The organism is Actinoalloteichus caeruleus (assembly GCF_049311605.1).
Taxonomy (GTDB): domain Bacteria; phylum Actinomycetota; class Actinomycetes; order Mycobacteriales; family Pseudonocardiaceae; genus Actinoalloteichus_B; species Actinoalloteichus_B caeruleus.
The window spans coordinates 4,595,966-4,622,910 of the sequence record NZ_CP186005.1 but is presented as its reverse complement, the minus strand read 5'-3'; the positions used below and the strand labels follow the sequence as shown (position 1 = coordinate 4,622,910).

Annotated in this window: 28 protein-coding genes and 1 tRNA gene; 11 read left to right on the top strand and 18 right to left on the bottom strand. The window is 70.0% G+C overall.

Annotated features, from left to right (window positions below; translation table 11 throughout):
• Positions 1 to 17: 17 nt before the first annotated feature.
• Together ACOJVX_RS18725 and ACOJVX_RS18720 are read right to left on the bottom strand one after the other, a co-directional pair.
• Positions 18 to 866, bottom strand: coding sequence for a DUF4097 family beta strand repeat-containing protein (locus ACOJVX_RS18725; RefSeq protein WP_422646960.1), 849 nt, complete (start codon positions 864 to 866; stop codon positions 18 to 20).
• A gap of 67 nt (positions 867 to 933) precedes the next feature.
• The gene (locus ACOJVX_RS18720) at positions 934 to 1,455 is read right to left on the bottom strand and encodes a ribbon-helix-helix protein, CopG family (protein ID WP_103056389.1); all 522 of its coding nucleotides are present in this window, start codon (positions 1,453 to 1,455) and stop codon (positions 934 to 936) included.
• A 314-nt stretch (positions 1,456 to 1,769) separates the two neighbouring features.
• On the opposite strand from ACOJVX_RS18720, the gene ACOJVX_RS18715 reads away from it, so the two are divergent.
• On the top strand, positions 1,770 to 2,354 hold the full coding sequence (locus ACOJVX_RS18715; protein ID WP_418155275.1) for a GrpB family protein: 585 nt from the start codon (positions 1,770 to 1,772) through the stop codon (positions 2,352 to 2,354).
• Between the two features lie 386 nt (positions 2,355 to 2,740).
• Here the strand turns inward: ACOJVX_RS18715 and ACOJVX_RS18710 are convergent, their stop codons facing one another.
• The 3 genes from ACOJVX_RS18710 to ACOJVX_RS18700 all read right to left on the bottom strand — a co-directional run bounded on the left by ACOJVX_RS18710 (position 2,741) and on the right by ACOJVX_RS18700 (position 4,920).
• Positions 2,741 to 3,370 (bottom strand): GyrI-like domain-containing protein, encoded by a 630-nt coding sequence (locus ACOJVX_RS18710; protein ID WP_103056390.1) that lies wholly within the window; start codon positions 3,368 to 3,370, stop codon positions 2,741 to 2,743.
• On the bottom strand, positions 3,288 to 3,887 hold the full coding sequence (locus ACOJVX_RS18705; RefSeq protein ID WP_051314253.1) for a PadR family transcriptional regulator: 600 nt from the start codon (positions 3,885 to 3,887) through the stop codon (positions 3,288 to 3,290). The genes ACOJVX_RS18710 and ACOJVX_RS18705 overlap by 83 nt, the downstream gene beginning before the upstream one ends.
• Before the next feature lie 127 nt (positions 3,888 to 4,014).
• Positions 4,015 to 4,920, bottom strand: a complete 906-nt coding sequence (locus ACOJVX_RS18700; RefSeq protein ID WP_422646959.1) for a helix-turn-helix transcriptional regulator — start codon at positions 4,918 to 4,920, stop codon at positions 4,015 to 4,017.
• A 155-nt stretch (positions 4,921 to 5,075) separates the two neighbouring features.
• On the opposite strand from ACOJVX_RS18700, the gene ACOJVX_RS18695 reads away from it, so the two are divergent.
• Entirely contained in the window at positions 5,076 to 5,915 is an 840-nt protein-coding gene (locus ACOJVX_RS18695; protein WP_418155278.1) for an SDR family NAD(P)-dependent oxidoreductase, read from the top strand.
• 311 nt (positions 5,916 to 6,226) lie between these two features.
• On the opposite strand, the gene ACOJVX_RS18690 is transcribed toward ACOJVX_RS18695, so the two are convergent.
• Complete coding sequence (locus ACOJVX_RS18690; protein ID WP_418155279.1) at positions 6,227 to 7,132, bottom strand: DUF4231 domain-containing protein; 906 nt, start codon at positions 7,130 to 7,132, stop codon at positions 6,227 to 6,229.
• Between the two features lie 822 nt (positions 7,133 to 7,954).
• On the opposite strand from ACOJVX_RS18690, the gene ACOJVX_RS18685 reads away from it, so the two are divergent.
• From ACOJVX_RS18685 to ACOJVX_RS18670, 4 genes are all read left to right on the top strand, one after another.
• The gene (locus ACOJVX_RS18685) at positions 7,955 to 8,440 is read left to right on the top strand and encodes a hypothetical protein (protein WP_422646958.1); all 486 of its coding nucleotides are present in this window, start codon (positions 7,955 to 7,957) and stop codon (positions 8,438 to 8,440) included.
• 114 nt (positions 8,441 to 8,554) lie between these two features.
• A complete protein-coding gene (locus ACOJVX_RS18680; RefSeq protein WP_157162977.1) occupies positions 8,555 to 8,869 on the top strand; it encodes a hypothetical protein in 315 nt (104 codons plus the stop codon).
• Entirely contained in the window at positions 8,862 to 9,104 is a 243-nt protein-coding gene (locus ACOJVX_RS18675; protein WP_418155282.1) for a hypothetical protein, read from the top strand. The genes ACOJVX_RS18680 and ACOJVX_RS18675 overlap by 8 nt, the downstream gene beginning before the upstream one ends.
• Before the next feature lie 65 nt (positions 9,105 to 9,169).
• Positions 9,170 to 9,358: a hypothetical protein gene (locus ACOJVX_RS18670; RefSeq protein WP_418155283.1), complete on the top strand. Its 189-nt coding sequence runs from the start codon at positions 9,170 to 9,172 to the stop codon at positions 9,356 to 9,358.
• 142 nt (positions 9,359 to 9,500) lie between these two features.
• Here ACOJVX_RS18670 and ACOJVX_RS18665 read toward each other — a convergent pair whose 3' ends face one another.
• Genes ACOJVX_RS18665 through ACOJVX_RS18655 form a run of 3 tightly spaced genes read right to left on the bottom strand, consistent with a single transcriptional unit; the run spans position 9,501 to position 12,188 of the window.
• Positions 9,501 to 11,483: an FtsK/SpoIIIE domain-containing protein gene (locus tag ACOJVX_RS18665; protein WP_422646957.1), complete on the bottom strand. Its 1,983-nt coding sequence runs from the start codon at positions 11,481 to 11,483 to the stop codon at positions 9,501 to 9,503.
• A gap of 26 nt (positions 11,484 to 11,509) precedes the next feature.
• The gene (locus tag ACOJVX_RS18660; protein WP_103056212.1) at positions 11,510 to 11,842 is read right to left on the bottom strand and encodes a hypothetical protein; all 333 of its coding nucleotides are present in this window, start codon (positions 11,840 to 11,842) and stop codon (positions 11,510 to 11,512) included.
• Entirely contained in the window at positions 11,832 to 12,188 is a 357-nt protein-coding gene (locus ACOJVX_RS18655) for a WhiB family transcriptional regulator (protein ID WP_418155285.1), read from the bottom strand. The genes ACOJVX_RS18660 and ACOJVX_RS18655 overlap by 11 nt, the downstream gene beginning before the upstream one ends.
• A gap of 420 nt (positions 12,189 to 12,608) precedes the next feature.
• On the opposite strand from ACOJVX_RS18655, the gene ACOJVX_RS18650 reads away from it, so the two are divergent.
• A complete protein-coding gene (locus ACOJVX_RS18650; protein WP_418155286.1) occupies positions 12,609 to 13,004 on the top strand; it encodes a helix-turn-helix domain-containing protein in 396 nt (131 codons plus the stop codon).
• Positions 13,005 to 13,156: 152 nt separating this feature from the next.
• Positions 13,157 to 14,314, top strand: coding sequence for a tetratricopeptide repeat protein (locus ACOJVX_RS18645; protein WP_422646956.1), 1,158 nt, complete (start codon positions 13,157 to 13,159; stop codon positions 14,312 to 14,314).
• Here the strand turns inward: ACOJVX_RS18645 and ACOJVX_RS18640 are convergent.
• The 3 genes from ACOJVX_RS18640 to ACOJVX_RS18630 form a co-directional block, all read right to left on the bottom strand.
• Positions 14,291 to 14,860 carry an NUDIX hydrolase gene (locus ACOJVX_RS18640; protein WP_103056216.1) on the bottom strand — a complete coding sequence of 190 codons (570 nt, stop codon included), beginning with the start codon at positions 14,858 to 14,860 and terminating at the stop codon, positions 14,291 to 14,293. The two genes, ACOJVX_RS18645 and ACOJVX_RS18640, sit on opposite strands and share 24 nt — an antisense overlap.
• Positions 14,861 to 15,788: 928 nt before the next feature.
• Positions 15,789 to 15,865 (bottom strand) — tRNA-Ile (locus tag ACOJVX_RS18635).
• A 278-nt stretch (positions 15,866 to 16,143) separates the two neighbouring features.
• The gene (locus tag ACOJVX_RS18630; RefSeq protein ID WP_418155290.1) at positions 16,144 to 16,644 is read right to left on the bottom strand and encodes a PepSY domain-containing protein; all 501 of its coding nucleotides are present in this window, start codon (positions 16,642 to 16,644) and stop codon (positions 16,144 to 16,146) included.
• 625 nt (positions 16,645 to 17,269) lie between these two features.
• Here ACOJVX_RS18630 and ACOJVX_RS18625 point away from each other — a divergent pair.
• Positions 17,270 to 17,860 carry an AAA family ATPase gene (locus ACOJVX_RS18625; RefSeq protein WP_026419896.1) on the top strand — a complete coding sequence of 197 codons (591 nt, stop codon included), beginning with the start codon at positions 17,270 to 17,272 and terminating at the stop codon, positions 17,858 to 17,860.
• Positions 17,861 to 17,959: 99 nt separating this feature from the next.
• On the opposite strand, the gene ACOJVX_RS18620 is transcribed toward ACOJVX_RS18625, so the two are convergent.
• Together ACOJVX_RS18620 and ACOJVX_RS18615 are read right to left on the bottom strand one after the other, a co-directional pair.
• Entirely contained in the window at positions 17,960 to 19,267 is a 1,308-nt protein-coding gene (locus ACOJVX_RS18620; RefSeq protein WP_026419897.1) for a sensor histidine kinase, read from the bottom strand.
• A gap of 2 nt (positions 19,268 to 19,269) precedes the next feature.
• Positions 19,270 to 19,956, bottom strand: coding sequence for a response regulator transcription factor (locus tag ACOJVX_RS18615; protein ID WP_103056394.1), 687 nt, complete (start codon positions 19,954 to 19,956; stop codon positions 19,270 to 19,272).
• Positions 19,957 to 20,057: 101 nt separating this feature from the next.
• Between ACOJVX_RS18615 and ACOJVX_RS18610 the strand changes: the two genes are divergently transcribed.
• Positions 20,058 to 20,573 carry a hypothetical protein gene (locus ACOJVX_RS18610; RefSeq protein ID WP_155886220.1) on the top strand — a complete coding sequence of 172 codons (516 nt, stop codon included), beginning with the start codon at positions 20,058 to 20,060 and terminating at the stop codon, positions 20,571 to 20,573.
• A 116-nt stretch (positions 20,574 to 20,689) separates the two neighbouring features.
• On the opposite strand, the gene ACOJVX_RS18605 is transcribed toward ACOJVX_RS18610, so the two are convergent.
• The 4 genes from ACOJVX_RS18605 to ACOJVX_RS18590 form a co-directional block, all read right to left on the bottom strand.
• The gene (locus ACOJVX_RS18605; RefSeq protein WP_422646955.1) at positions 20,690 to 22,192 is read right to left on the bottom strand and encodes a tetratricopeptide repeat protein; all 1,503 of its coding nucleotides are present in this window, start codon (positions 22,190 to 22,192) and stop codon (positions 20,690 to 20,692) included.
• Positions 22,189 to 23,601, bottom strand: a complete 1,413-nt coding sequence (locus ACOJVX_RS18600; protein ID WP_418155203.1) for an ATP-binding protein — start codon at positions 23,599 to 23,601, stop codon at positions 22,189 to 22,191. The genes ACOJVX_RS18605 and ACOJVX_RS18600 overlap by 4 nt, the downstream gene beginning before the upstream one ends.
• Before the next feature lie 268 nt (positions 23,602 to 23,869).
• On the bottom strand, positions 23,870 to 24,634 hold the full coding sequence (locus ACOJVX_RS18595) for a rhamnogalacturonan acetylesterase (RefSeq protein ID WP_422646954.1): 765 nt from the start codon (positions 24,632 to 24,634) through the stop codon (positions 23,870 to 23,872).
• A gap of 184 nt (positions 24,635 to 24,818) precedes the next feature.
• A complete protein-coding gene (locus ACOJVX_RS18590; RefSeq protein ID WP_103056398.1) occupies positions 24,819 to 25,994 on the bottom strand; it encodes a hypothetical protein in 1,176 nt (391 codons plus the stop codon).
• A 453-nt stretch (positions 25,995 to 26,447) separates the two neighbouring features.
• On the opposite strand from ACOJVX_RS18590, the gene ACOJVX_RS18585 reads away from it, so the two are divergent.
• Entirely contained in the window at positions 26,448 to 26,921 is a 474-nt protein-coding gene (locus tag ACOJVX_RS18585; RefSeq protein ID WP_418155205.1) for an NUDIX hydrolase, read from the top strand.
• Positions 26,922 to 26,945: the final 24 nt, after the last annotated feature.

The window sequence follows — 26,945 nt, the reverse complement described above, 5'->3', positions numbered from 1 at the left end:
GTTGGGGTGGGCGACGATCAGGCACGGCTGATCGTGATGTCGCCGTGGGAGGTACGGGCACGGACGTCGACGGTCGACTCGGAGCCCTCCGGGCCCGAGGTCTCGTCCAGCAGGTTGCGCACTCGCCCGAACTTGGTGAATACCTCGAGCCAGGCGGCGGTACCGTCGGCGATGCCGACCTCGATCTCGCCGAGCGCGGACTCGAGCGTGACGGAGTCGCGAGTCGCCTCGTCCAGCCGGATGCTCCCGTTGGCGGTCTTCGCGGTTACCCCGGCCTCCGCCCGCCCGACGGAGATGCCCCCGTTCGACGAGCTCAACCGGGCGTGACCCCCGACCGCGCCGAGGTGGATGTCGCCGTTGGAGTTCCTCACGACCGAGGTGCCCTCGACCCGGCCGAGCCTCACCTGCCCGGATCCGGTGTGGATCTCGATGTCCCCCTCGGTTCGGGTCACGGTGACGTGGCCGTGCCCCGTCTCCAGCCGCAGCGGACCGGTGTGTTCGAGGTGGACGTTCCCCATCGAGGTCCTGAACCGGGTCTCCGCGAGCCGGCCGACGCACGTCAGGTCGCCGAGCTGCACCGAGCCGGTCAGGCGGGAACCGGTGGGCAGCTCGACGACCACGTCGACCGACCGGGTCCTCCGGGAGAAGTCGAATACGGGCGCCCTCGGGCCCTGGACGCGCAGTACACCGTCGGCGTACTCGACGCTGACCCGCTGGGCGGCCCGCACGTCGGAGTCGTCGGACTCGTCGGTCGGGCGCACCTCGACCCACGTGTCGGCTCGGTCGCTCGCGATGATCCGCGTTTCGCTGGTGACGCCGAGTTCGATCAGGACGGCGATGGGTTCGGGCGTGTCGAATCTGGGCATGGTCATCCCCCGTGACGTGGTGGTGGGGCGTTCCCGTGGGTCGGGACGTGTGTCGGAGGTGGCGCGGTCAGCGGACCCAGCCGGTGAAGCCCTGCCTGCCGCGTGTGCCACGGCTGGCGTGCTCGGAGCGCGGGTCGCCCTCGGGCTGGCGCAGGGCGGCGGCGGCGGCGCGGACCAGCCAGGAGTTGACCGAGCGGCCCTCCGCGGCGGCGGCCTCCTCCACCGCTGCCTTCAGCGGTTCGGGCAGCCGGACGTTGATGCGCGTCGTCGGCCCGTCCTCGGGAATCGGCGGAATCTTTTCCGTCGTCGTGGTCCCACCAGCGGCCGAGTCGGCGAGGGGGTCGCTGGGCGGTGGGGTCACGACGAACTCCGGGTCGCGTCCGCGCAGGCGCACTTCCACCGACCCTGGGGCCAGCTCCCGGGTGATCTCGTCCGAGGCGGCGGAAAGGGTGTCCAGCAGGGTCATGCGGATCGCCGACTCGAGCGGGCCGGTCAGGCGCTCGACCAGCGCACGTGACTCCTCACCGCCGGCGTCGGCGAGTGCCGCCAACTCGCGGCCCAACTGGCCCACGTACGTGGTCAAGTCCATGATGCCATCATGGCACCACTTTGGCTCAGTGCCAAGGTTCTTGGCTCAGATCGATCTCGCGAGTGCCTTCGCGCGAACCTTCCCGAGGAACACCCGCTGGTCGCAGGACGGCCGCTCGCCGAGGTGAGGCGCGACGGACGACGAGCTCACGTGATCGCTCGCCCGCCGTGAGGACCGACCCACTCGCCGTCCTGGGAGTGCCGGTCGCAGGCACCGGCGTCCATCTCGCCCCCGCGAACCCCCGCGTTCCAGAAGTCGTTCGCGAGCAACGCGGCGCGGCGAGGATCCTGTCCGTATCCGAGGAGTGGGGGCGCATGTCGAGTGGAGGCGAGGAACGCCTGGCCGAGATGACCGTCGGGGCGGTCCGGCCGCACAACGCGAGCATCGAGATCGTCGACCCCGACCCGCGGTGGGCCCGGCTGTTCCACCAGGAGGCCACCAGGATCCGGGAGGCACTGGGGGACCGGGCGCTGGCGGTCGAGCACGTCGGATCGACCGCCGTCCCCTCACTCGCCGCGAAGCCGATCATCGACATCGTCCTCGCCGTCGCGGACTCCACCGCGGAGTCCCACTACGTGCCCGACCCGGAAGCGGCCGGGTACGTACTGCGCATCCGAGAACCCGACTGGTTCCAACACCGCCTGCTGAAGGGAACGGCCCCCGACGTCAACCTGCACGTCCTCACCGCCGGTTGCTCTGAGATCGACCGCATGACCGCGTTCCGCGACCACCTCCGCGCGAACGCCGACGACAGGCGGAGGTACGAAGCCGTCAAACGTGAGCTCGCGCGACGGACCTGGCGACACGTCCAGGACTACGCCGACGCCAAGGGGGACATCGTCCAGGAGATCCACCGGGCCATCGACAGGGGAGGGAAGCCGAGCGGGCCAGGGGGCTGACCGCCGCCGCTCGGAGCGCCCGATCCTCGGGCGTGGGGGGGGCAAGGAATGGCGCGGTAGGCCTGTCCGTCAACCGGGAACGCCCTGCCGTGACCTGGCCGTTCTCGGCCTGCTCGCGTTCACGCCAGGAGGCCCGAGGAGTTCGGCCTCCCACAGGCCCTCGCGGCGCCAGTCCCGCGCCGGCGCTGTCCGCGTGGGACGCGACCCCGGACCCAGCAGTGCGGAGATCGCTCGACACGAACCGAGCGGCCCACGTCATCACCCGTCCCGCCTGGCCGTCCTTCCGTTCCGGGCGAGGACAGCAGTGCTCCCGCCGGCCGCCCCAAGGCCCGCGTGCGCACGGGTACTCCACGACGCGCCGTGGGGCGACCTGGAACGCTCCCCGCTCAGCCCTCGGCGACGGGTAGGACCGGCTGGCGGAGGATGGTGCGCAGTTTCGCCGGCGCCACCTTCCGGAAGTCACTGAGGTAGATCTCGTGGTGCTTGCCCACCATGCGGAGTTGGTTGTCGGGTACGAACTCGTGGTGCAACCGGTTGAGCACCGCCGTCTCGTCGTCGAAGGACCCGACGTGCAGGGTCTGGACGCACCGGCCCTCGGACAGTGGTTCCAACCGGACTCCGTCGAGGCGAGCCGGCGGCTTCCTCGCCCCGACCTGCCGCACGGCCGTGGTGAACATGTCCTGGTCGATCCAGTCCGGAACCATGATCATCATCGTCCAGTCCCACCGGGACTTGTCCCGTGAGGACGTGAAGGAGTCGAGGTCCTCCGCCCACCACAGGCCTTCCAGCGGCATGACGACGTAGTCCTGCCCGAGGTCCCGCTTGCTCGCCATCTTCAGCTTGTAGGCGACCGGGTAAAGGGCCTCGACCGCCTCCGAGAACGCCGGCGAGGTGTTCGGGTCCCCGTGGCCGTCGACCATCAGGTACCGCAGATCAGGTACGTCGATGATCCGGAACTGGTCCTGCTTCGCCTGGTAGGCGTCGAGGCTCTTCTTGAAGTCGGTCTTGTTCGTCATCGGTCACCCGGACTCGCTCGGCGAGCCACGACCTTTCCGCCTCGAGGAGGCTTAGTGAGTACGAGAAGACCTCCCGCGCCGGGCGCGGGAGGGGGACTGGGGCGCCCTGGGCGGCGCGGATGCCGACGAGGCGCGCCTCCACCTGGGTCAGGCGGCTCCGGAGGGCCCGCGTGTACTCCTCGTCGGAGAGCAGGGGCAGGTTCGCCACTCCGACCAGCAGCGGGTTCGTCGCGGACCGCAGCTCGGTGACCAGGGCGAGCGCGGTATCCCGCGCGGCCTGGTGGCCCTCACTGGTGGCGTGGAAGACCCGTCGGGACTTCGCGGCCGCGGGGGCGTCCGGCACGTGGACGAGCCCGCGTCTCTCCAGCCTGGTGAGCAGGTAGTAGATCGAGGAGAAGCCGATGTCGGTCCACTGGCGGATGCCGCGCTGCTCGATGACCCGTTCCAGGTCGTAGCCGTGCTGGGGCCGTTCGATGACCAGGCCCAGCACCGTCAGTTCCGCCGGCGTCAGCTCCATGAGCGTATTCTAGTACTAGAATACCAGCCAATGTCCAAGAGGTCTCATGGCGAACGTGTGCGCACGACGGGACCCAGCAGGCGGAGTGAGATCAGCGAGACGGTGTGCGCCCTGAGGCAGGCGGTCGTCAGCGGTGGCGCTTGGCGGGCGCCGTCGAGTGTCGTTCGTTCCTCGGGAGATCCGGGGAACCCGTCGGGGCCGTGCCGGCGAGGAGCCGTAGTGCGTGCGCCGAGCTGGACCCGGGCTCCGTGCCGTAGACCAGCAGGGTCTGGTCCGGGTCGTCGCCAGGGGTGAACGCCTGGTAAGTGATCGTGAGGTCTCCGACGACCGGGTGGTGGTACTGCTTCGCGCCGGTGCCTCGCTCGTGCACCCGGTTACGGGCCCAGAGGCTCCTGAACTCCGGGCTGTGAATCGACAGGTGACCGACGAGCTGCCCCAGCTCGGGGTCCTCGGGATACCTCCCGGCATCCATCCGGAGCATGGCCGCCGTGTCGGCGGCAACCCGGGGCCAGTCCACGTAGAGCTCCCGGGCGTGCGGATCGAGGAACACGAAACGTGCCTGGTTCCGCTCGGGAGCGGGCATCTCGGCGAAGTCCGCGACGAGGAGCGCGGCGAGCCGGTTCTGCCCGAGGACGTCCAGTCGACGTCCCAGGACGAAGGCCGGTCGGAGCACCGCCTCCAGGTCGTCCAGTAGTGCCCGCGTCGCGGGGTGCAACCGCTGCCTCCGCGAGGCAGGCCGGCGGCGCGCCGGCCCCGGTCGCGCGATGGTGTGCAGATGCGCGCGCTCGGCCTCGTCGAGGCACAGGGCATCGGCGAGGGCATCGAGCACTTGCGGCGAGGCGCTCCTGCTCCGGCCCTGCTCCAGACGCGTGTAGTAGTCGACGCTGACGCCGGCCAGCATCGCGAGCTCCTCGCGTCGCAGCCCCTCGACCCGCCGCCGGCCCGCACCTCGGATACCGGCCTGTTCCGGTGAGAGCCGAGCGCGCGCCGCGCGCAGGTAGTCGGCTAGGCGCGGCTCGAGGTGATGGGGCACAGCTCGAGTGTCCCAAGCCCGCCGCCGGCCGCAAGGGAGGAAGGGGGCCCAGTCCGTCCCAGGACACGGCGGGCCTTCGCCGAGCTCGCCGCCGCACCGACCATGAACCAGTAGCGGCCGCGCGGCGCGGAACCCCGTCGAAAGGAAGCACTGACATGTCTGTTTGGTTGATCACCGGCGCTGGCCGGGGCCTCGGTCTCGAGATCGCTCGGGTCGCCCTTGCCTCCGACGAGCACGTCGCGCTGGCCGCGCGCCGCCCCGAGTACCTGCCCGAGGATGTCCGCCACCACCCGAACGCGCTGCCGGTACGACTCGACGTGACCGACAGGACGCGGATCAGTGCTGCCGTTGCCGAGGTCATCGAGCGGTTCGGCTCGGTCGACGTGCTCGTCAACAACGCCGGCCGGGGCCTGCTCGGTGCGCTCGAGGAGATCACCGACGCGGAGGCACGCGCGCTGTTCGACGTGAACGTCTTCGGCCTCATCAACACCACCCGTGCCGTCCTGCCGAGCATGCGTGCGGCAGGCAAGGGCAAGCTCGTCCACATCGGGTCCCGGTCCGGCTTCGAGGGCGAGCCGGGCGTCAGCATCTACTCCGCCTCCAAGTTTGCGGTCGCCGGGATCAGCGAAGCCCTCGCGGCCGAGCTTGCGCCCTTCGGTATCCAAAGCATGGTCGTCGAGCCCGGCGTGTTCCGCACCGACTTCCTCGATGCTTCCTCGGTACAGCTGCCCGGAAGCCGCATCGCCGACTACGACGACACCCCGGCCCACGTCACCCTCGACTGGGCGGAGGAGGCGAACCACAAGCAGCTCGGGGACCCGGTCAAGGGTGCCGCTTTCATCTACCGGGTTGCCTCCGGCGACAAGCTCCCCCTGCACCTGCCCGTTGGCCAGGACGCACTGGACCGCCGCTCCGCCATGACCGAACGCATCGAACGCGAGACCGCTCCCTGGCGCGAAGCCTCGGCTGCCACCGCGCACACCGACAACGGCTGACCCCACGTGGGGCCCCCGGCGGAGTCGATGGGAAAGAGGGCGGTCCATGCGAAGGATTTATACATGGGGAAGGTGTTGGAGTCGTGGAGCTTCTCCCGTGTCCGTCGCACGGCAGTGGCGGTGGCTGAGGTGAGAGTCGAGCTTCTTATAAATGAGAATGAGTGTGTAGCAGACCTTCGCTGGGTGCGAGTATCGAGTGACAACAGGGTAGCGTGCGAGTGGCAGCCGGGAGAGTGGAAGCTTGCGCCGTACTGGCCTGACTCCTTCCTTGAACGTCGTGAAGTCGGGAATCTATAGTCTGTTCGCGTAAGTTAGCTGTTGTCGCGCCTGACCTCAACTGGTTGGTCTAGTTGTTGTTGTCGCTTGTTCTGCTCATCGCGGATAGATTCAACGGTGGCAGCAAACAAAGAAAATGCTTCTTCTTCGTTTTGGTTGCGATATTTGCCAACCCGGAGTTGAACGGATTCGTATTCGCGTTCTATTGCGTCAGCCGTCTGCTGTAGGTTGAAGCTTCTTTCGCGGTACTTGAAATAACCGGTGAATCCCGCCGCGAGGCCAACGATGGCGCTCACCGCCACTGCGAACCACCTGACTTGCTCGTACGACACCGACGCGGTAGTAATTGCTGATGTCGTCACGGATCCAATGATGATAACGCTTTGGAACCTGTTGTGTGTCTTCCGATACTTGTTTGCTTCTTCGCGATACTGCGTGATAAGATCGGGAAGGTCCTCGCGGTACTGCTGCTGAAAAGGTAAAGCGCCCGCAGGGGACTTATCGTGATCTGGGTAGTCTTTTTCTGTATTTCTTCTGAGTACTATGTGGAGCTTTCGAAGACGTTTTTTGCTTCGCCGAATTCGCTTGTGTTGACGGTAGGTGAAAATGAGGGACAGTGCCACGGATGCGATCGAAGCGTACAACAGCGTGTTGAAATGTTGGCTGATGGAGGTGACATAACCTGTCGATGCAAGATAAGTCGACGCCATCAGGAGTGAATTTCCCAACAGTGTCCATAATAATATTATCTTGCGCCAGAGATCGCGTAGATGAATTTCCTCCTCCATGTCAATCATCTTACTTTTAAGATGATCTTTATTGTAAATAGAATTCTCTTCTTCCTTTAAAAGGTTCAACACCTCTTTGTCCTTGCGCCTCTCCCTTGTTTTGGCCCGATGGGAATTTATCCAATCGACGAAGTCGGAAATAATGTAGCGCACATTCTGAAATTACTAGAACTCGGCGGTGTTTATCAATCGTCCAACTGGGTGATGTGCGCTTAGAGGTACTTTCTGCTGGTGAGTTCAGGGTCCCGGCGGTGGGAAATTTGAGAACCTCGCATCTTGCAGGCGCCGGCGTTGGCGTGCTGATCCGACCTGTCGAACAAGGGGCTCTGCATCCTTCAGCTGTTGCTCGGCAAGGTCATGGTTTCCTCGGGACCGGTATGACTTCGCGAGGTCGAGCCGCAGTCCGGCGTGGGCTCTGGTGAAAGTTGGACAAAGTGACTTGCCCGCGCTAATGAGGACATTGACTGCGCCCGGGTCGTAAAGCTTCGCGAGTGACGATCCGAGCCAACGAGCTAGGTGCACACGGTCAAAGACGAGGAACGGTGGTTCTGCCTCAGGCGCAGCGTCAGGCAAGGTTTGGTCGGCGTTGTCGAACGCTCTTCTAGCAGCGGCGGAGTCCCCTGTCGCTGCCAAAGCCTCACCGTGGGCTGCTGCCAGCCACGCAGCTAGGAGCGGCGGCGCTTCGGACCGCGCCACCGCTTGCGTGGTGCGAGTAAGCTGTGCCGCATCGGTGGCTGACTCAAGGTCAAGAAGAACCGCTGCCTGGCTAGCACTGGCGTACGCTTCTAGCGCTGGACTGGCCGCCTCTCTGGCCGCCGCACGTGCTCGAGCGTAGTGACTCCACGATTCGTGCAACTGTCCTCGGTCCAAGGATTGCCAACCGGCTAACGTCGAGGCGTCGACAAGTATTGCGGCGAGTTCCGTTCGTATGCGTCCGTCCAGGACATCGACCATGAGAGTCTCGAGCAGGTCAATTTGACTCCGCAACTCCTCCAGCAGTCCCTTCGCCCCAAACTGTCGGTCAAGGCGACGGGTGCAGTCGAGACGTTGTCGCAACAGAGTCAATGTGGTTCTGTCCAGGCTTCGGGCGCGGGCGAGGCGCGCTCGGAGTTCCTCGGCGGCTTCCTCGTGGTTCGCCTCGTGTCGCACCGGCTCGTGCGCTGGGCTGAGGAGTTCGTCCACGGATCGTTCGAAGAGTGCCTCCAGCAGGCGACGGGTGGAGGGGCGGAGCGGTCCCAGGGGGCTTCCGTCGGCCCTGCGTCCACTGGACAGGCGCTGGACGTGGCGGACGCTCAGTGTGGCGTTGATGCCGTGTTCCCGGGCGAAGCGTTCGGCTTCCTCGCTGAACTCCTCCGCGGTCTGCCCGCGCTGGCGGATCAGCTCACCCATGACGGTTCGACCCGTGCCGGTGATTCGGTCCATCGCGCTGCCTGCCTTTCCGGGTCAGGGGATCAGCGCTGAACAGCATAGGTCGTCAGAGGGCGCGAAAGGTCGCAACCAGGTCGTTTCCTGTCGAAGTAGTGTGATCAACGCTGACTTCTGCTGTTGCTCGTACTTGTGACAGGAGGAGTCGGGGTGTCAGGAGACGAGACCGCTGCCCGCAGAGTGGAGCGGTTGTGGACAACATGGGTGACTTGCCTCTCGGACGGTCTGGACCACGCCGTCACCGACCAGGAGTACGCCCAGGGGCGGCAGGCCGGGAGCTACACGGCCGTCTGCGGGGTCACGCTGCTTGCCGCCCCTCTGATCAGCCCACCGCTGCCGTTGTGCGGCCGGTGCCTGAACACCGTCCGAGCCGCCCGGTCTGCGGCTCGACCGCCGAGTCCTCCGCGACGGGGGCCGCTCGGCTGGCTGCGGGGCTGGACGCGGGGCGGCGGTCGCCGTGGCTGACCCGATCCTGCTCATCGTTCGGCTGCTACCAGGTCTGGTGGGGGAAACACGCCGAACCTGTCATCTGATCCCCATCTACCGGCATGTCCCACTACCCCGGGCACTGACCGCCTACTGCGGGCACCGGTTCGACGTGGACACGGTGGAGCCCTTGTGGCGGATCATCGGGATGCCGTGCAACGCCTGCCTGGCCCGCAGCCCTGGACCGAACCTCGAACTGGGTGGCTCGCGGTGATCCGGCGGTGGTTGCGGTGGCTCCGGCGGGCGGGCCGGCATCGGGGTGATCGTAGGTCGGTCAGCGTGCCGGAACTCGTCTCGCGGGCGACCGCGTCCGGGGCGGCGGTCCGGTTGGCGTGGAAGGCCGAGGAGGTGGACAGCGCGGGGTTGGTGCGGCCCTACGCGCAGAACCAGATCGCCACCGCGATCCTGCCCGTGGTGACGGGTGTGACGGACTCCGAACACGGCACTCACCCTTGGCGGAAGGACTGAGAACGCGCGATCAGACAGACGTCCGTTGGACCCGTCACACCCGTCACAGCGTGGGGAGATGCTGGTCAGCGCGGTGGGCGGCCCGTCACACCCTGTCTCGGTGTGACGGGCCGCCCTGTGACGGCGTGACACCTCCCAGGTGTCATCCCGTCCCCTGTCCCGTGGCGGAGGACGGGGTGGTTCGGGCTGTGGCGGCGGCCGCTCGGATGTCGCTGATCCGGTAGCCGCGCACCTGCCGGTTCCCGTGGGCGGTGGCCACCCGGTACCGGGTGGGGCGGCAGCCCGAGTCCCGCAACTGCTGGGCGAAGCGGACGGGGTCGACGCGCAGCGCGTCGACGAGTTCGGCGGTGGCGACGAACTCCCGGTCCTCCGGAGAGTTGTCGAGGTAGGCCAGCACGGCGGACAACGGTTCCGGAGGAGCCGTTGAGCCTGTGTCCCCAGACTGTGCGGGCGTTCCTGCGGGAGCGGTGGTCGGGCGTGCGCCGGTGGCGTGTCCCGTCAAGGTGCCGAGCTTCTCCCGCACGACCCGGCCCCGCCGACAGAGCATCCGCCAGTCCTCGTCAGCGAGGTAGTAGGTTCGCACGGTCGTCGCGACAGCCTCGCCGCTCCCGGTCTCCTCCGCGTCGGGGCGGAGAATGCCCACCCCCTTGTGCCCGGGCAACAGCCGGCTGCTGTCGTAGCCCCGGGAGTGCATCTGGTCTCCCAGCACGATGTTGCTGTCCCGCCAGTCCATGACCCGCAGCGCGAAGCGCGAACCCAACACCGCGCGCAGGCCGGAGGGGATGGTGCGGGTGTCCGGACGCTGGGTCGTCAGCACCAGCACGACGCCGGCCGCCGGCCCCTTCCTCGCCAGCCAGGTCAGCAGCTCGGCCACGTGCTCCCCGGTGGTGGTGGCGCGGTCCCGCACCGCGAGCGGTTCCCGGTGTTCGAGGGGCACGTGCACCTCGTCGATCAGGACGACGCTCACCGGCATCGCCAGTGCAGGGTCTCGGCTCAGTTCCCGGGTCACCTTCGACTCCGGACACCGGTCGTCGGGAAGCTGCCGCATCCGCCGGTAGCGGTCCTGGACATCACGCACGAGTTCCTCAAGCCAGCCGATCAGGTCGTGGACGTCGCTGTGGTCGTCACCGGAGAGGAACCGGTGAGCCAGGGTCGCGGCGGCATCCCAGTCCTTGCCCGCCTTGAAGTCGGCGACGTAGAGGCGGGCGTGCGGATCGAGGATCGCGCCGGACACCGCGACTCGCGCCGCGAAGGTCTTCCCCTGTCGAGGGAGCGCACCGATCAGCAGCGAGGTCCACACCAACGGGAGATCCACCTGCCGCTGGCGCGCGTCCACCCCGAAGGGCACCGGGTGCCACACGTCCCACTGGGCCACCGCGAGAACGGGCGTCCCGGTGGCTGGCCCTGCGTAGGGGTCGCGATCGGCCACCCACAGCGCCACTCGGCCGGCGTGCCCACCCTCGCCCCGAACGCGTTCGACCACGAGTTGGGTCTCGTCCACGGCCAGCGCGGACGCCAACGCCTCCCGGTGGTGCAGCACGTCGGTGGCCTTGCGGGTGGCGGGAAGGTCGATGGTCACCGCCCACCCGGCGCCGCTGCGCCGCATCCGGTGCACCACCTGGAGCATCTCGTCTCGGCCGAGGAGCTTGGCGTCCCGAAACGCCGCCGCCAGCGGCCCGGGGTCCCAGGTCCACGCCAAGCCCCGCCGGCCAGCCAACACCGTCGCGCGCCCCGGCTGTCCCTCGCGACGTCGCCCCCACCACGCCAGGGTCGCCGCGCACCCCACCGCGGCCACCCACGAACCGGTGGCTCCCCACAGCAGGTCCACGACCACGGCGGCGGCGGGGAGCAGTGCCAGGACGGTGAGGGTGATCCGCCAGCGCAGCAGCGACAGTTCCCGGATGTCGCGGTACTTCTCCGCCAACTTGTCCGCCTGTTCGGCCGCACGGCGGTAGTCGCGGACATCAACCCAGGATCGCCAGGCCCGCACTCCGGCCAGCGCTCCCCGCCCCACCGCGCGGAGGAACCGCAGGGGTAGGGACACCAGCACGCCCAGGAGGTCGACGACGACCCGGCCGGCTCTCGGTGGGGTGGGGGTGGCGGGTGGCCGCCGTGTGGCGACCACCCGTGCTCCCCATCGGGATCGGTTCCTCATCGGTGCCGACCGTCCTTCCGGCGGTCGAGGTCGTTGCTGGTGACGGTCAGCGCGCGGGTCAGGGTGTAACCGGCGAACAGCGCCGGGACTCCCAGGACGACCAGCAGCACCGAGGTGTCCACCCGCGCTGCCACCACCGTCCACTGGGTCAGGACGATGAGCGCGGCGCTGACCACGACCCGGCCGGTCAGGGACAGCAGGCGAACCCGCCCGTGCGCGCGTTCGGCGACGGCCTTCCCCCGGCGGGTGCCGGCGCGCCACAGCATCACGGCGGCCAGTCCCACCCCTGCCCCGGCCAGGAGGTGCAGCGTGCTCAGCTCAGCCAGCATCTCCGTTTCCTTCCCGGTTCTCCCGCCAGTGCGGGTACACCTCGCGGCGGTCGTGTTCGGACAGCGCGCCCCACACGCCGGTCGTGGTCCCCCCGGCAGTGCGGAGTTCGACTTCCAGGCACGGAAGGCGCACCGGGCAACCGGCGCAGATCGCGGCCGCCAGGGCGCGGTCGGCGTCCGGCTCGCCGGTGAAGGTCGACCACGCTGGTTCGTCGCCGTGCGGGTCCATGCACGCGCCCTGGTCGGTGACTGCCCGCCACAGCACCTCGTGCGGCACGGTGGCGTAGGCGGTGAGCTGCTCGATGACGTCGTGGAGGGGCTGGGGCTCGTGTGCCGGCTCGTTCACCACGCGGCACCCCCGGCCCGGTGGAAGTCGCGGGCATCGCGTCGGTTGGCGGCCACCTGGGACACGTCGACCACGCCGCCCGAGTCGACAGCGCGCCGTACGAGGTCCTCCACCGCCCGGACCGGCACCACGTAGCGGGTTCGGATGCGGAATGACCGTGGCCATAACCCTCCGTTGCCCACTGGGTGGCGGATGGTGAACACATCGGCTCGCGGCGCCGATACGCTTACAGAGACCGAGTGGCACGGCAGGCAAAGCGTCCCCGAACTGCTACTCGAAGTATTCACGTCACTACTCCTTGCTAATCCGCTGACCTCAGCTGTTATTCCACCTTCTTGGCCGCTGATTGACGTTCGCAATTGCACCCATAGCACCCTGGGTCGCTAACGTCAGCGCTGAAAATCACGCACGGAGGCTGAAGTGGCGGAGGATTGGGTCGCGGTCGCTTACGCGGTGAACGCCCGCGCTCGGGAGCTTTCTCTCAAGCAAAAGGAAATCGCCGACAAATCGGGAGTGTCGTTGGCGATTGTGCGGGAGATTCAGCAGGCTCGTATTGAGCGACGACGGAACCCTAGGACGCTGGAAGCGCTTTCGTTGGCTTTGGATTGGCATCCCCGTCATCTGACGGCGATTCTTCATGGGGAGACGCCTCCCCCTTGCAACCCTTCGGCCAAGCCGGCGCAGGATCCTCTGATTCCCCTGCTGCAAATGGTGATCCGGGAGTTGCGAGGGTTGCGAGCTCAAGTCGGGTTGCTGACTTCCCGGCTGACTGATGTCGAGAAGAAGCGCGATTCCTCGACTGGCAAGGGTGATTAGTCGAGTGCGGCCTGGGCTCGGGTCCGTCGTGCTCTGCATGGCACAAGAAGACCATTCCAAAAGGGGTTCACATCAGTGTCGGAACGTAACCCGACGCGAGTTACGTCGAGTTAACTCCGCAGGTCAGAACGCGTAAACCCACCGGAGGGTTCATGCCGGGACGACACCACGCCCGCCCGCCCAGCAAGCTGCGCGCCGTCCGCCGGGAACAGGGGCGCACCCAGGAGAGCGTCATCCGCCTGCTCACCGGCCGCGCCCACCGGCTCAACATCGTGGTCGCCTCGGAGAGCGCGCTACGGGTGATGCTCTCCCGCTGGGAAAACGGGCACGACCAGGTGACCAACCCGGACTACCAACGGCTTTTCCGTGAGATCTACGGTCGCAGCAACGAGGAACTCGGGTTTCCCGCCGCGCCGGTGAACGAGGCCACCGAGGAGCTCCGCGAACGGCTCAGCCTCGCCCGCAACCTCGACACCTCCACTCTGGAGCTGTTCCAACGCCAGATCAACGACCTTCGCAGCGCGGACCTGAAATTCGGTGCCCTCACCGTCCTGGACCAACTGGATGCCCAGGTGCGGCAGATGGAGAAGCTGCGCGGGTTCAGCGTGAGCAGCGAGCACCGGCGCCGGCTCTCAGCGATCCTCACCGACGCCCGCACCCTCGCGGGGTGGACCGCGCTGGACCGGGGCTCAGCGCTGCGGGCCTGGAGCTACCACGAGGACGCCAAGGTCACCGCCCGCGAAGCCGAAGCACCGCACCTGCTCGCACACGCCGCCGCCCAGCAGGCCGTGATCCTCATCGACCTGGGAGAGATCGGCCAGGCGGTGGAGCTGATGGCCTACGCCCGGGATGTCGCGGCCGGAAACGTCGCGCCACTGTTGTCGAGTTGGCTGGCCGCCGCCCACGGGGAGGGCCTGGCCGCCGCCGGTCGTCGTGACGACGCGCTCCGAGCCTTCGACCAGGCGGCGGAGTTGCTGCCAGCCGACCCCGTGGACCCCCAGTTGCCGTTCCTGCTGCTCAACAGCGGCCACCTCGCCCGGTGGCGGGGCAGTGCCCTGCTGCGCCTTGGGGATCAGGACACGATCAACCACCTGGAAAGCGCGGTACGCGAGCTGGACACCGGCAGCAGGACCGTGCGCGGGCACACCGGGATGCTGGTCGACCTCGCCTACGCCTACGCTGCCGCCGGTGATCGCGAGTCGGCGCTACGCCACGCGCGGGAGGCCAAGCACCTAGCCTCCCAGATCGGGTCGGACCGGCAACGGCAGCGCCTCGCCGCGCTCGAACTACCCAGCGGCGGGCGGGACTGACCCGCCGGGCCGGGAGGCGGCGTAGTAGAGCAACGCCACGATGGCACCCGAGCCCAGCACCTCGCCTCGCCCGACCAGGTCCACCAGTCGGTCCAACGGAATCCACTCGATCCGCGCTGCTTCCTCCGCGTCCGTGGGCTCACCGACCTTCTCCACGCCCCGGATCACGAACACGTCCACCGGGGAGTCGACCATCCCGGGGAGGGGTTGGAAGGAGACCAGGTGCTCCGGCGCCGATGTGGGTCGGTAGCCGGTCTCCTCCTCCACCTCCCGTGCGGCGGTGGTGGCCAGGTCCTCCCCCTGCTCCACCAGGCCGCCGACCACCTCGTAGCCCCACTGGTCCACGGCGAAGCGGTAGCGCCACAGGGTCAACACCTCGTCGCGCTCGTTCACCACCAGGGCAACCACGACGTGGTTCAGCCGCACCACGTGGTGCTCGAAGCGCCGTCCGTCCGGCGGCTCGACCTCGACTAGATCCAGCTTCACCCACCGGTTGTCGTAGACCGTGCGCTGTCCGTGAGTCTTCCAGTCCAGGCGCCTCGTCATGCTCGGCAGCTTACGGGTCCGCAAGCACGGCGGGGAGCTGGCGGAAAGAAGGGAAAGGCGGCGGTTCTCACACGCTTACCGGGTGGAAGAACAAGCGGTGCCACCTGCCGAACTCCCCGGCGGCGTGGTTGCTGCGTGTACCCGCACGTCGGCCCTGCTATTCGGACGAGGGCAATGACGTGCGTTTGGGCAGGCGGCTGCCCAGAATCTCGGCTGCCTTGCGGTCGGCTCCGGCAACCCAGGCGGCGTAGACGCGGAGTGTGTTCGCTCCACCACCTCCATGCCCCAGGCGTCCGGCGACAGTGCGCAGATCCACTCCCGCTGAGAGCAGCTCGGTTGCGGAGTAGTAGCGAAGGGCATGTATGGGGGTTGGGTTGGCCAGTGCTGAGCCGTTCGTTCGTCGCGGTGTGCAATCGCGGCGGGGGAGTAGGGGTGAGACGAGGCTGCGTCGCGTAATTATTGCTGAACTCGTTGCCAGGTTTCTCGCAGCGTCGCACAGCCCGATTCCGGGTGTCCCAGGAGCGATACGGTTACTGAATCGAGTGCCAGTCGGCGGTCTAGTGGGCCTTGGCGGTCTTCTCCCTGGCCGCTCTTTCGCTCGTCCCGAAGCTGGTGCGGACTTCCAGCATTCCGTGTCCGTTTTGATCGGGAGCAGCAGTCGGGTGAGTATCCGGTCCGCCCCCGCGTTGTGCTGTTCGGCCAGCACCCCGCACGGGCCGGGGAGGGGAACAGCGGTCTCTGCCCGTCACCGGATCCGCTCCGGGGAAGGACGCACCGGCGAGGAGCCGTCGCGCTGTTGGATGCTGCCGCGTGCTCGTCCTGTCCTGGTCGTCGCCAGGTGACGACGGTAGGCAGGAGTTCCGGGCGAAGGTCATGGACGCCGACGACCCATATGATCTTGACCTGGATCGTTCTCCCTGGTCACGGGTGGTGGGGCAGGTGGGGCTCGAACCCACGGCCAAGGGATTATGAGTCCCCTGCTCTGACCAACTGAGCTACTGCCCCCAGTCTCCCGTGATCGCTCCTCGGCCGCCGGGACGGGCGGGAGCGAACGCGGCCCGATCCTAGCGGAGCGCGTACGGGCATTCACAAGCCCGCCGACCATGGTGATCCCGGCTCGGTGGTCCACAGTGGGACGTCCACCCGCTGGCCGGCCAGGGCTTCACCTGCTGCTCAGCCACGCACACGTGCGGAAGGCCGGTGCCCAGCGGCACCGGCCTTCCTCGGTGAGCGACTCGAAGCGGCCTGTTCGGGCCTGGCTGCCGGATCTACCCGGCTGCTGCTCAGTCGTCGTAGTCGTCGTCGTCCCGGTCCTCCTCGTAGCCGATGATGTCGCCGCTGGCGGCGTCGATGTCGATGTCGTACTCCATCCGGTCCTTGCGGAGTTCGATCTCCCACTCCCACCGGCCGTCGTCCTCGTCGAGTTCGACCTCGGTCACCCGGGCGCCGGGGACGCGCTCCAGGGCGATCCGCTCGGCCTCCTCGCGGCTGATCTTCGGTCCGCCCTCCCGTGCCTCGGCGCTGGTGGCCTCCACGGTCTCCACGGACCTCGGGTCCCAGTCGTCCCGGTCGTCGTGGCGGTCGTCCCGGTCATCGCGGTCGTCCCAGTCGTCGTCCCGCTCGACGTTGTTCACGGCGGCGTTGCCGGGGTTCTCCCAGTGCTGCGCGCTCGCCGCCGGCTTGGTCTCGTTGTTCCCGCCGTCGTTGAGCGCCACGGCCGTGCCACCGATGGCGAGCAGGCCCACAGCTCCGACAACCGCGGCGACCATCTTCGGGTTCTTCATGGTGGTTCCCTTCCTTCTCCTGGTGGGTCCCGAGTCGCTGTCCGGCTCTCCCGGCCTGGTCTCGGGGGTGTTCCCCTCGGTGTGGGACCAAGATTGCCGTTCCCGGTGATAGGGCCGCGCTGTCTGACTCCTAAGGGGAGGTAAAGATCGGCGGAGGCGGTCGTGCGACCGGTGCGTGAACCACGCTCCAGTGCTGTGACCTGCTGGTTTGCCTGGTCCGCCCGGTGTGGTGGCGACATTGGCTCGCGGGCTCGTGGCGTCCTCGCGGGCTTGGCGGAACAGGACGCGGCCTTCGGGGTGCACGGCCCGAGGAGGAGCGGGGCGTGCGTCGCGGAGCCCGCGAAGCCGATGGGCTCGCTCGGCCGTCCGAGGCCGTGCTCGGCAGCCCGGCAGTCCGGCAGCCCGGCGGCCCGGCGGCCCGGCGGCCCGGCGGCCCGGCGGCCCGGCGGCCCCGCGGCCCGGCGGCCCGGTGGCTCGCGTCGCCTGTGGTGCCGCGTCGGACCGGATGTCGGGGTGGCGCGGGCGTTCGAGGGCGAATGGCGGCGGCGCGGAGGAGAAGCGCGCTGCGGGTGATGGCGCTGGGTGTTCGTCCGATCGCACCACGTGGGCGGTAGTCTGCGCGTTCATGCTGATCTGGATCAACGGGCCGTTCGGCGTCGGGAAGACGCAGGTGGCCCACGAACTGGAGCACCGCCTGCCCGGGAGTTTCGTCTGCGATCCCGAGCAGCTCGGTTTCGCGTTGCGGCGAATGACTCCTCCCACCCGGCGGGGTGACTTCCAGGACCTGCCGCTGTGGCGGCGTGGCGTCCGGGAGTTCCTCTCCGGCCTGGTCGAGGACCACGACGGGCACGTGATCGTGCCCATGACGCTGATCAACCCGGACTACCACGACGAGATCGTCGGCGGGCTCCGGCGGAACCACCCGAACCTGCGGCACGTCACGCTGCTCACCTCGGAGCAGTCGCTGCTGCGCCGCATCCGGTATCGGGGTGAGGGGAGGGCGAGTTTCGCGGCGGGGCAGGCCCGGCGCTGCCTGGACGTGCTGAGCACCCCCCAGTTCGACGTCCACGTCGACACCGAGCACCAGACGATCGCCGAGGTGGCCGAGGACATCGCGGAGCACTGCGGTCTGCGGTTGTCCGACAGCGCCGAGCACCCGGTGCGGCGGGCCGTGCGCAGGGTGGGGGTCCAGCTGCGGCACGTGCGTTTCGACTAGGCGTGGCCCGCCGTCCTCAACCCCCGCCGTCCCCGACGTGGGCCGGTCCTGCCGGTTGGCTGTCCGGGGCGGCGTCGGCGGGGTGCGGGTGGGGCGGGGTCAGTCGGGGTCGGGTGGGCCGAGCCGGACGGTGATCTGGGCTCCACCCCAGCCGGAGGCGCCCAGGGACATCCCGCCGCCGGAGGCCTCCGCGGTCCTGCGGGCGATGTCGAGGCCCAGCCCGGTCGACCCGCCTTTGCTGTTGCCCCGGTCCAGCACGTGCCGCCCGGTGTTGACGCCACCGAACCCGGTGCCGGCGTCGGCGACGACGAGGACGGCTCCGCCTTCAGGCGCGGGGCGGAGCCGGACCGCGAAGGAGGTGCCCTCCTCGGTGTGCGCGAAGACGTTGCCGAGCAGGGAGTCGACGGCGGCGACCAGGTCGCCGGGGGAGACGCGGACGAGCAGTGGCCCCGGGGCGAGGTCGAGTTCGACGTGGCGTTCGGTGTCCTCGGCGAGCACCGACCAGAAGCGCACCCGCTCGGACACGACCTGTGCGGCGTCGCAGGCCACTCGGGCCGCGGTCTGCCCGTCGCCGCCGCTGCGCCCCCTGGCGTCCTGGATGACCTCGCTGACGGCGCGTTCCAGTTCCTCGACCAGCCCCTCCACCCGGCGGGCCTCCTCCGGCGACCGCAGGCCCTCCGCCTCCAGTTTGAGGGCGGTCAGCGGGGTGCGGAGCCGGTGCGAGATGTCGGCGACCGTTTCCCGTTCCTGTTGGAGCAGGGTTTCGATCTGACCCGCCAGGTGGTTGAGGGCCAGTCCGACGTCCCGCAGTTCCTTGGGGCCGGCCGGGTCAGCCCTGGCCTGGAGCTCTCCCCGGGCCAGCCGGTGGGAGACGGCGGCCAGCTGGGTGGTGGGTCGCACCAGGGAGGTGGCCAGCCGGTCCGCGACGAGCGCGCTGACCGCGAGCAGCACCACGGCCAGCAGGACGAGGATCAGCACGGCCCGGTCCACGCCCCGGTGCAGGACCTCGGCGGGCACGTGGGCGCGCACCGCCGCCTGCTCCCCGGTGGAGTCCTGGGCGTTGACCAGCAGCTCCATCCCACCGTCGACGTCAGCGGTGAAGGTGTGGCCGCGGAGGGCGAGGTCCACCGACTCGGTGCGCTCGGCCGGCTCGCCGACCGTGGTCCCGTCGGGGAGGAAGATCGTCAACTGGTGGTCGTCGGACAGGTTGACCCGCTCGACGGCGAGGCGGATGACCTCGGGGTCGGCGGTGGCCAGCAGGGAGCTGAAGGACTGCGCGTCGACGTTGGCCGCGTGCAGCGCGCGGTCCTCGGCGACGGTGCGGACCAACAGGGCCAGCGGCACGAGGAACGCGACCAGGATGAGGGAGGTGGTGGCGGCGACGAGCAGGGCAAGGCGTCCTCGCATGGTCACGCCCCGCCCGGTGCGGCCAGTTTGACGCCGACGCCTCGGATGGTGTGCAGGTATCGGGCCTGTTGGGCGGTCTCGCCCAGTTTGCGGCGGAGCCAGGACAGGTGGACGTCGACGGTCTTGTCCGCCCCGCCGTAGGGCACCTGCCACACCTCGATGAGCAGTTCCCGTTTGCTGACCACGGCGCCGGCACGGGCGGCCAGGTAGTGCAGCAGGTCGAACTCGCGGGGGGTGAGGTCGAGTGGCCGCCCGTCGAGGCTGGCTTCCCTGGAGCGGGCGTCCACCCGCAAGCCGCCCACGGTCAGCGCCTGGGCGGGGGCTTCCTCCCCGCCTCGGCGGAGCACGGCGCGGATGCGGGCGTCGAGCTGGCCGGCGCTGAAGGGCTTGGTGACGTAGTCGTCGGCTCCGGCGTCGAGGACCGAGATGATCTCGGTCTCCTCGTCGCGGGCCGTGGCGACGATGACGGGGACGGTGCTCACCGCCCGCAGCATCCGCAGCAGTTCCCGGCCGTCCATGTCGGGGAGCCCGAGGTCGAGCACGACCAGGTCGGGTCCTTCGGACACGGCCAGCCGCAGGCCGTCCATCGCGGTGTGCGCGGAGGCGACGGCGTGGCCTCGTTCCCCGAGTGCCCTGGTCAGTGCGGTACGGATCGTCGGGTCGTCCTCGACGAGCAGAAGGTGCGCCACCCCCGCACGCTATCGGAGGGCCGAGGCGGCCGGTACGCCTCTCACCGAGGGCTAGGATCGTCTTATCCCGGCGTTAACCCGGCCCGCGCGAGAGTGTGATGGTGAGAAAAGGCCTTTCGAATCGGACCAGGTTCGCCCTGGGTGCCGCTGGCTGGGCCGCCGGCGCCACCGCCGCGACGGCGGTGGGCATCGCCGCGGTCGGCGCGATCGGCGCCGGGATCGTCGACGACGCTCCCCGCGTGTTGGACCAGCAGGCGATCAGCTCCCGGTTGACCTCGCAGACGGCGAACCAGCCCGCGCCCTCCACCGCGCCGGCCGTGCCCAGCACCTCGGCGGAATCGGGGCCGGGGGAGGATTCCGAGCCCGTGGACACCGGGCCGCCTCCACAGCGGAAGGTGATCGGGACCCCCGGCGGTTCGCTGGCGGTGGAGTGCGTCGGTGACCAGGCCCGGTTGGTCAGTTGGACCCCGGACCAGGGTTTCCACGTGGACGCCGACGACGTGGAGCGAGGCCCGGCCAGGGAGGTGTCCCTGGAGTTCGAGTCGGAGGACGTCGACATCGAGGTGGACGTGGTGTGCCAGGGCGGGGTACCGGCCGCCTACTTCGAGGAGGACTGACCCTGACCCGGGGTCCTGGCTGTCCGCGCCCGGCCCCCGGGTGTCCGGGTGTCGTGACCTGCCGGAAGTCCTGCCGTCCCGGTCTCCCGTCCCCGGGTCGTGGGCCGCGCGGCGCCTCAGCGCTGGCGGCGGCCGGACAGGCGCTGGAGGGTGACGATGACCCCGGCGAGGAACAGCCGTAGGACCCGGCAGTAGGTGACGACGATGAGCAGGCCCAGGCCCACGAACATCAGCGCCGGGTCCAGCGCCGGGTAGGCGAGGGACGCCAGCACCCAGAGCGGTCCGGTCAGCGCCCCGCACAGCAGGGTGACGGCCACCAGCACGTGGCCCAGGTAGGAGCGCCGGTCGGCTCCGGCCCGGGCGGCCAGGTGGGCCCGGACCACGCGGGGGTGGCGAGCGCGGACCACGGCCAGCAGCGGCACCACCGACAGCGCGACGCCCAGCGGCGGGTACCACCATGTTTCGGACTGTTCGCCCAGCGCGGTCAGCAACACCAGCGGGGGGAGCGCGAGCAGCGTCGTCAGCCACGACTGGCGCCACAACCGGACGGGTTGGGCGTCGTAGATCCGTTCGTCGCGTTGCCGGCGGATGGCCAGGACCGCCACGGCGGTCGATCCGAGGGCGATCGCCAGGATGACCCGGAGCAGGGGGGTGACGTCCCCGCCCTGGATCAGCGAGCCGATCCACCACCCCGTGAGCAGCAGCGTGTTCAGGCAGGTCACTCCGACGAGACCGGCCAGCACCCGGCGGGTGCGCAGCAGGATGCGCAGGTATCCGCCGAGGCCCCGCTGGTAGCGCTGGTGCTCGCTCCACAGGTGCAGGCCGAGCAGGGCTGGTAGCGGGGTGGCGCCCAACGCCACCCACCGGCCGGCGTGGTCGGGGAGCAGCAGCGCGAGGACGAGCAGCAGGAGGGTCGCGGCGGCGGTCACCATCGGCGCCAGCCGGGCGGTGAGCCAGCCCAGCCGCGCCAGTTCGGCCTCCGTGGCCCGCTGCCCCGGCGCCACGGTCAGCAGCGCCCGGAAGGTGGCCATCGCCTGGCCGACCCGCGCCCGGTCGGACTGCACCTGGCCGAGCAGGAACAGGGCCTGGTCGTTGTGCGGGTCGATCGCCAGCGCCGCCCGCAGCGCCTCCTCGGCCTGGTCACGTCGGCGGTTGAGGAGGGCGAGCCGGGCGAGCAGCAGGTGCGGTCCGGCCTCGGTGGGGCCGAGCCGGACGCACTCCTCGGCGGCGGCCACGGCCTCGGGGAGCCGTTTCCGCTGCAGGGCCAGCACCTCGGCGAGCCGCGAGTGGGTCTGCCAGACGTGGGGGTTGTGGCGGACGGCCTCCCGGGCGGCGACCTCGGCGTCGGCGAGCCGGCCGAGGCCGACGAGGGCCCCGCTGCGGAGCCGGTGCCCCCAGTCGTCCTCGGGGGCGCCGCGGACGGCGTTGTCCGCGGCGACGAGGGCGCGCTGGAACTCGCCGTTGCCGACCAGCGCCTTCGCCAACTGCCCCCAGAGGACACCGTCGGAGGGCCATGCGGCGAGCCCGGCCTCCAGCACGGTGATCGCCTCGGAGGTGCGGCCCAGGTCCAGCAGCGCCTCGGAGTGGGTGAACAGCGTGGTGGGGTCGGCGGCCGTCATGCCATCTTTCTCTGCTTGAGGTAGGCCAGCAGGTCGTCGTACTCGCCGTTGGCGTTGGCGAACAGCGCGACGTTGCGGGCCGACTCCAGCCAGGGGCCGATGGACGGCTTGACCTGGCGCAGCGCCACCTTCATGTCCTTCATCGTGATGGGCCGCGCCCGGCCGAGGCGCATCGAGTCGGCCAGGGCGAGTTCGGCGGCGGACTCGACCAGGTGGCCGAGGTCGGCGCCGGAGAAGTCCTCGGTGCGCTTGACCAGCAGGTCGAGGTCGAGGCCGTCGACGGGACGGTCCCGCAGCTTGCCCTGGAGGATCGCGGCCCTGGCCGGGCCGTCCGGCGGCAGCACGAGGACGGTGCGGTCCAACCGGCCGGGGCGGCGCAACGCGGGGTCCACGTCCCACGGGTGGTTGGTCGCGGCGAGGATGAACACGCCCGTGTTGTCCTCGGTCGCGGAGTCCATCTCGGTGAGGATCTGGTTGACGGCTGATCGCAGTCCGCTCCAGCCGGAACCGATGCCGGACCGGCGGTGGCCGATGGCGTCGACCTCGTCGAAGAACAGCAGGCAGGGGCTGTTGCGGCGGGCCGCCCTGAAGATCTGTTCGATGTTGCGTTCGGTCTCGCCGAGGCGGGATCCGAGGATGTCGGCGAGGCTGACGGTGCTGAAGCTGGCGCCGAGTTCACCGGCGACCGCCCGGGCGATGAAGGTCTTGCCGCAGCCGGGGGGCCCGTAGAGCATCAGGCCGCCGCGCAGGCTCTTGCCGAAGGCCCTGGCCAGTTCGGGGTTGCGCATCGGCCCGAGGAAGGCCATGTCCAAGCGTGCCTTGACCTGCTCCAGGCCTCCGACGTCGGCCAGGGTGATCTGGCTGGTCTCCAGGTCGAGCGCCGGTTCCGGGGGTTCCTCGTCGTCGCCGACGACGTGGAGGCGGGGCGGGCTGGTGGGTGCGGGCCGTTCGGTCGCCGAGTCGAACCTGGTCGTCGTGGGGCGCAGGGGTACGACGGGCCGCTCGCCGGACGGCTCGGCTCCGCCGGGGCCGCCCCGCGTGGCGTCCTGACCGCTGGCCGGCGAGGTGGGGGTCGCCCCGGGCGGGGGAGGGGGCGCGGTCGGTGGCGGGGCGACGGCTGGTGTCGCGTCGGGCGGTGGCGTCACGGGCGGGGCGGCCGGCGGGGTGGCCGGGGGCGGCGGTGTCGGGGCGGCCGCGGCGCCGGTGAGCGCGGCGGACGCTCGTCCCAACAGGCTGAGCGCCTGCGCGTTGCCGGGATCGGTCTGCAGCACCACGGTGCAGTGGCTGAGCGCGCCCGTGGCGTCGTTCCTGTCCAGCAGGAGCTCGGCCACGTGCAGCCGCAGCGGGACGTCCTGGGGGGCGGCGGAGACCGCGGCGAGAAGACTCGTCAACAGCGGGTCATCGGACACTCGCGAGATCGTACGCCGAACGGGTGTGATGGCTGTGGTGTGTTGACGAATACTCACCCTTCGTCATGGGATCAGGTGTGGATGGCTCGATGTGGGCACGCGCGCGACCAGCCGGTCTCCTGGCCGGCGCTCGGGGCCCGAGGACGTGGGGCTCCCACGGCTCCGGCCGCTGAACCCGCGCGGGGTCGCGCCGCCGTCCGGCCGTGCCGCCCAACCCCAGCACCGTTCCGCCGACACCAGGACGGTCGAGATGCGACACCGGGGACCGTCAGCCCGCCCCGAGCGCGGCCGCCGGTCGCACCTCGGGCCACCCGACTTCCCCGGCCTCCACCTCCCGGTCCAGGCCCCGGACGTCCTCCTCGGACAGCACCCCCAGCCGGCGCAGGGCGGAGACCAGCATCCGCGCGACGACCACCGCCCCCGCCCCGGTGAAGTGCGTGTCGTCACGGACGCCCTCCGGGTGGTTCGGGCTCTCGCCGGGCGCCAACCAGAGGAACACCTCCCGCGCGGTGCGCTCGGGGCCCAGCCGGTCCCAGCGGGCCCGGCTGATCCGGGCCAGGTCCACCGCGCTGGCCCCCGTGGCGGCCGCGACCTCCATCATCGCCGCCGGGTAGGGCCCGTGCGAGGTCCCGGCCCGGCCCCGCTCGTCGAACACCCGCCGCTCCACGGAGGTCACCAGCACGGGCCGGGCTCCCCGCCGCTGGGCGCCGTCGACCAACAGGCGCAGGTTGTGCCGGTAATCGGTGTCCGCCGGGGCGTACCTCGCCGGGTCGAACGCCTTGTGGTCGTTGTGACCGAAGGAGACCAGCAGCAGGTCCGAGGGGCGGAGCAGGTCCAGGGCTGCCGCGCCGCGTCCACTGTCGAGGAAGCTCTTGGTGCTGGCCCCGGGCCAGGCGGTGTTGCGCACCGTCAGGTGCGGTCGGAGGAAGGCGGGCAGGGCCTGCCCCCAACCCGCCTGCGGGGCCTCGTCGGCGGCGTAGGTGGCGGCCGTCGAGTCCCCGACGACGACGAGGGACCGTGGCTGTCCGGTCATGCGACCTCCCGAGGACGCGGCGGCGGCGAGGGGTGCCGATCATCCTCTTTGTACTGACACCCCCTGACCGCCGGCGCCGGTTCGTGGGACTCGTGGCCCGTGACGGCCACCCGCCGGACCGCGCGCACCGCCGGCCCTGCCCACCGCTGGGCCCCTTCGTGGCCCGCCCTCGGGGTCGGCGGTCTCAGTCGGCCAGCAGCGGCCACACCGCGCCGCTGAGCCGGGAGGCGCGGCCGCACAGCTCGTCGAACCCGGACCCGCCGTAGACGCCCAGGGTCAGGGCCTCGCGGTGCGGGCCGGGGACGGTGGCGTGCGCGGGGTGGAACTCGCCGCCCTCCGCGCCGAGGACACATCCTCGGTAGCCGGGGCGGATCGTGACCCGCTGCTCCCGGGTGGGGCGCCCGTGCAGGGTCCTGGTGGCTCCTCGCAGGGCGTGGTTGCTGGTCAGGGACAGGGCGACGGCGGGTTCGCCGGCGGTGAGGTCGTCGGCTCCCCACACGCAGCCCCGGCCCATCGGGTCGACGTCGTGCCACTCACCCGAGGTGCGGGCGACGGCGCGGACCCGGTCGACCGGCAGCAGGCCGCACATCCGGCGGGCGATCAGGCTGTCCGACCCCACCGGCAGGTGTCGTGCCGTGCCGTCGGCCACCCGGTCGACCGCGGCGTTGAGCAGGACGTGGGTGAGGCGGCAGGTGTCGTCGCGGTCGGAGGACACGGGAACACCGTCCGAGGGCAGGGTCGTCACCCGGACGACGAGCCCGTCGGGGAACACCCCCTCCCGCAGGCACATGCCGGTCGCCGCGCTCCAGTACTCGACCACCGAGGCCGAGCCGCGGGCCCCGACCGCGAGCAGTGCCGCACCGGTCGGGTCGGCGTCGTGGTCGACCTGGACCTGGGCGGTCACCTCCTCGTCCGCTGGCAGGGTCACCGTCAGCAGGCAGTGCGTCAGCCGGGGTTCGACGGTCACCAGCTCGGGCTGCTGGAAGTCGAGGTCCTCGACGGCGACCAGACCGCACGGGTCCAGGGTGGACAAGCTGCCCAGCCCCCGCGTGGTGGCGTCCCGGGGCACGGGGACCTCGTCGGCGTGGGGGCCGGCGTCGTCCTCGGTGCGGGTGGTGGAGGAGTCGGAGGAGGTGGTGGGCGCGGCGGAGGGAGCCGGCGACTCCTCGGGATCCGTCAGGGGTTCGGCGGAGGGAGTGGTCGCCGGAGGTGTCGCGGACGGGGTCGGAGCGGCCTCGCCGACACCCGCGTCCGAAGCCGGGGGGCCGGCGGTGGAACATCCCGTGAGGACGACCGCGACCACCGCCAGGCCCGCCGCCGCGCGCCGGTGCCGGTCGAGGAGCGTGAACCAGCGGGACATCGGTTTTCCCCTGTCCGGTCGGGGCACCGGCCTGGTCGGCGGGGCACGCGAAGACGGTACGACACCATTCGAGCCAGCGGGCGGGTGTCGGGGTACCGCCGCCCGCCCGCTCGGACGTCAGCCGTTCGGCGGCTGCCGCTGCGGCGGCCGGCGGTGTCTACTGGACTGGGGTGGTGCGCGTGCACCCGGATCCCGGGGTGCCGTGCGCCGGCCGCCGGGCATCCCGTCGTGGCCCGAGCGCGCCAAGAACGGCCCGGAGCGTGTCCGAAGCGGACCCCCCGGGCCGTCCCCGTCCCCATCCCCGGAGTGCGTGTCTGTGAGCACTTCTTCGGGCTCCACCGCGCGGAACTGAAGTGGCCCCAGGCGTGAGAATTTGCTCCAGCTCCACCCTGCGCTCATGGCGTCTCATCGATCTTGGACGTCGGGATAGGGTCCGGTGGGAGGTGCGGGGGAATGAGTTTCCGGCTGGCGGCGTACGCCGTGTGCATCGAGGGCGGGCGGGTGCTGCTCGCCCGTCACGTGCCGCCGAAGGGCGAGAGCAACTGGACCCTTCCGGGTGGCAGGGTTGAGCACGCGGAGGATCCGTTCGACGCGGTGATCCGGGAGGTCGCAGAGGAGACCGGCTGCGATGCGGTGGTCGAACGGCTGCTGGGCGTGGACTCCCGGGTGATCCCCGCGGCCGAACGTGCCATCCCCGGTGGACCGGAGCATCACAACGTCGGCGTCTTTTACCAGGTCCGTATCACCGGCGGCGAGCTGCGGCCGGAGCCGAACGGCGAAATCGCTGAGTGGGTCTGGACTCCGATCCCCGATGTCACTCGCCTGCGCCGGTCATCGCTGGTCGATGTCGGCCTCGCCCTGGCTCAGACGCTTCCGGCGACTGGCCACGTCGCTGCCGTCCCGGTCGGCGGCCTGATCCAGCACTGAGGCGCGATCAACATCCGAACTGGC

Excerpts from the sequence above, each read along its gene's own strand:
- ACOJVX_RS18695 (WP_418155278.1), top strand. The coding sequence starts at position 5,076 with ATGTCTGTTTGGTTGATCACCGGCGCTGGCCGGGGCCTCGGTCTCGAG.
- ACOJVX_RS18660 (WP_103056212.1), bottom strand. The coding sequence starts at position 11,842 with ATGCTGGCTGAGCTGAGCACGCTGCACCTCCTGGCCGGGGCAGGGGTG.
- ACOJVX_RS18720 (WP_103056389.1), bottom strand. The coding sequence starts at position 1,455 with ATGGACTTGACCACGTACGTGGGCCAGTTGGGCCGCGAGTTGGCGGCA.
- ACOJVX_RS18605 (WP_422646955.1), bottom strand. The coding sequence starts at position 22,192 with ATGACGGCCGCCGACCCCACCACGCTGTTCACCCACTCCGAGGCGCTG.
- ACOJVX_RS18620 (WP_026419897.1), bottom strand. The coding sequence starts at position 19,267 with ATGCGAGGACGCCTTGCCCTGCTCGTCGCCGCCACCACCTCCCTCATC.
- ACOJVX_RS18705 (WP_051314253.1), bottom strand. The coding sequence starts at position 3,887 with ATGGAGCTGACGCCGGCGGAACTGACGGTGCTGGGCCTGGTCATCGAA.
- ACOJVX_RS18725 (WP_422646960.1), bottom strand. The coding sequence starts at position 866 with ATGCCCAGATTCGACACGCCCGAACCCATCGCCGTCCTGATCGAACTC.
- ACOJVX_RS18590 (WP_103056398.1), bottom strand. The coding sequence starts at position 25,994 with ATGTCCCGCTGGTTCACGCTCCTCGACCGGCACCGGCGCGCGGCGGCG.
- ACOJVX_RS18585 (WP_418155205.1), top strand. The coding sequence starts at position 26,448 with ATGAGTTTCCGGCTGGCGGCGTACGCCGTGTGCATCGAGGGCGGGCGG.
- ACOJVX_RS18625 (WP_026419896.1), top strand. The coding sequence starts at position 17,270 with ATGCTGATCTGGATCAACGGGCCGTTCGGCGTCGGGAAGACGCAGGTG.
- ACOJVX_RS18715 (WP_418155275.1), top strand. The coding sequence starts at position 1,770 with ATGTCGAGTGGAGGCGAGGAACGCCTGGCCGAGATGACCGTCGGGGCG.
- ACOJVX_RS18710 (WP_103056390.1), bottom strand. The coding sequence starts at position 3,370 with ATGACGAACAAGACCGACTTCAAGAAGAGCCTCGACGCCTACCAGGCG.
- ACOJVX_RS18640 (WP_103056216.1), bottom strand. The coding sequence starts at position 14,860 with ATGACGAGGCGCCTGGACTGGAAGACTCACGGACAGCGCACGGTCTAC.
- ACOJVX_RS18645 (WP_422646956.1), top strand. The coding sequence starts at position 13,157 with ATGCCGGGACGACACCACGCCCGCCCGCCCAGCAAGCTGCGCGCCGTC.
- ACOJVX_RS18630 (WP_418155290.1), bottom strand. The coding sequence starts at position 16,644 with ATGAAGAACCCGAAGATGGTCGCCGCGGTTGTCGGAGCTGTGGGCCTG.
- ACOJVX_RS18595 (WP_422646954.1), bottom strand. The coding sequence starts at position 24,634 with ATGACCGGACAGCCACGGTCCCTCGTCGTCGTCGGGGACTCGACGGCC.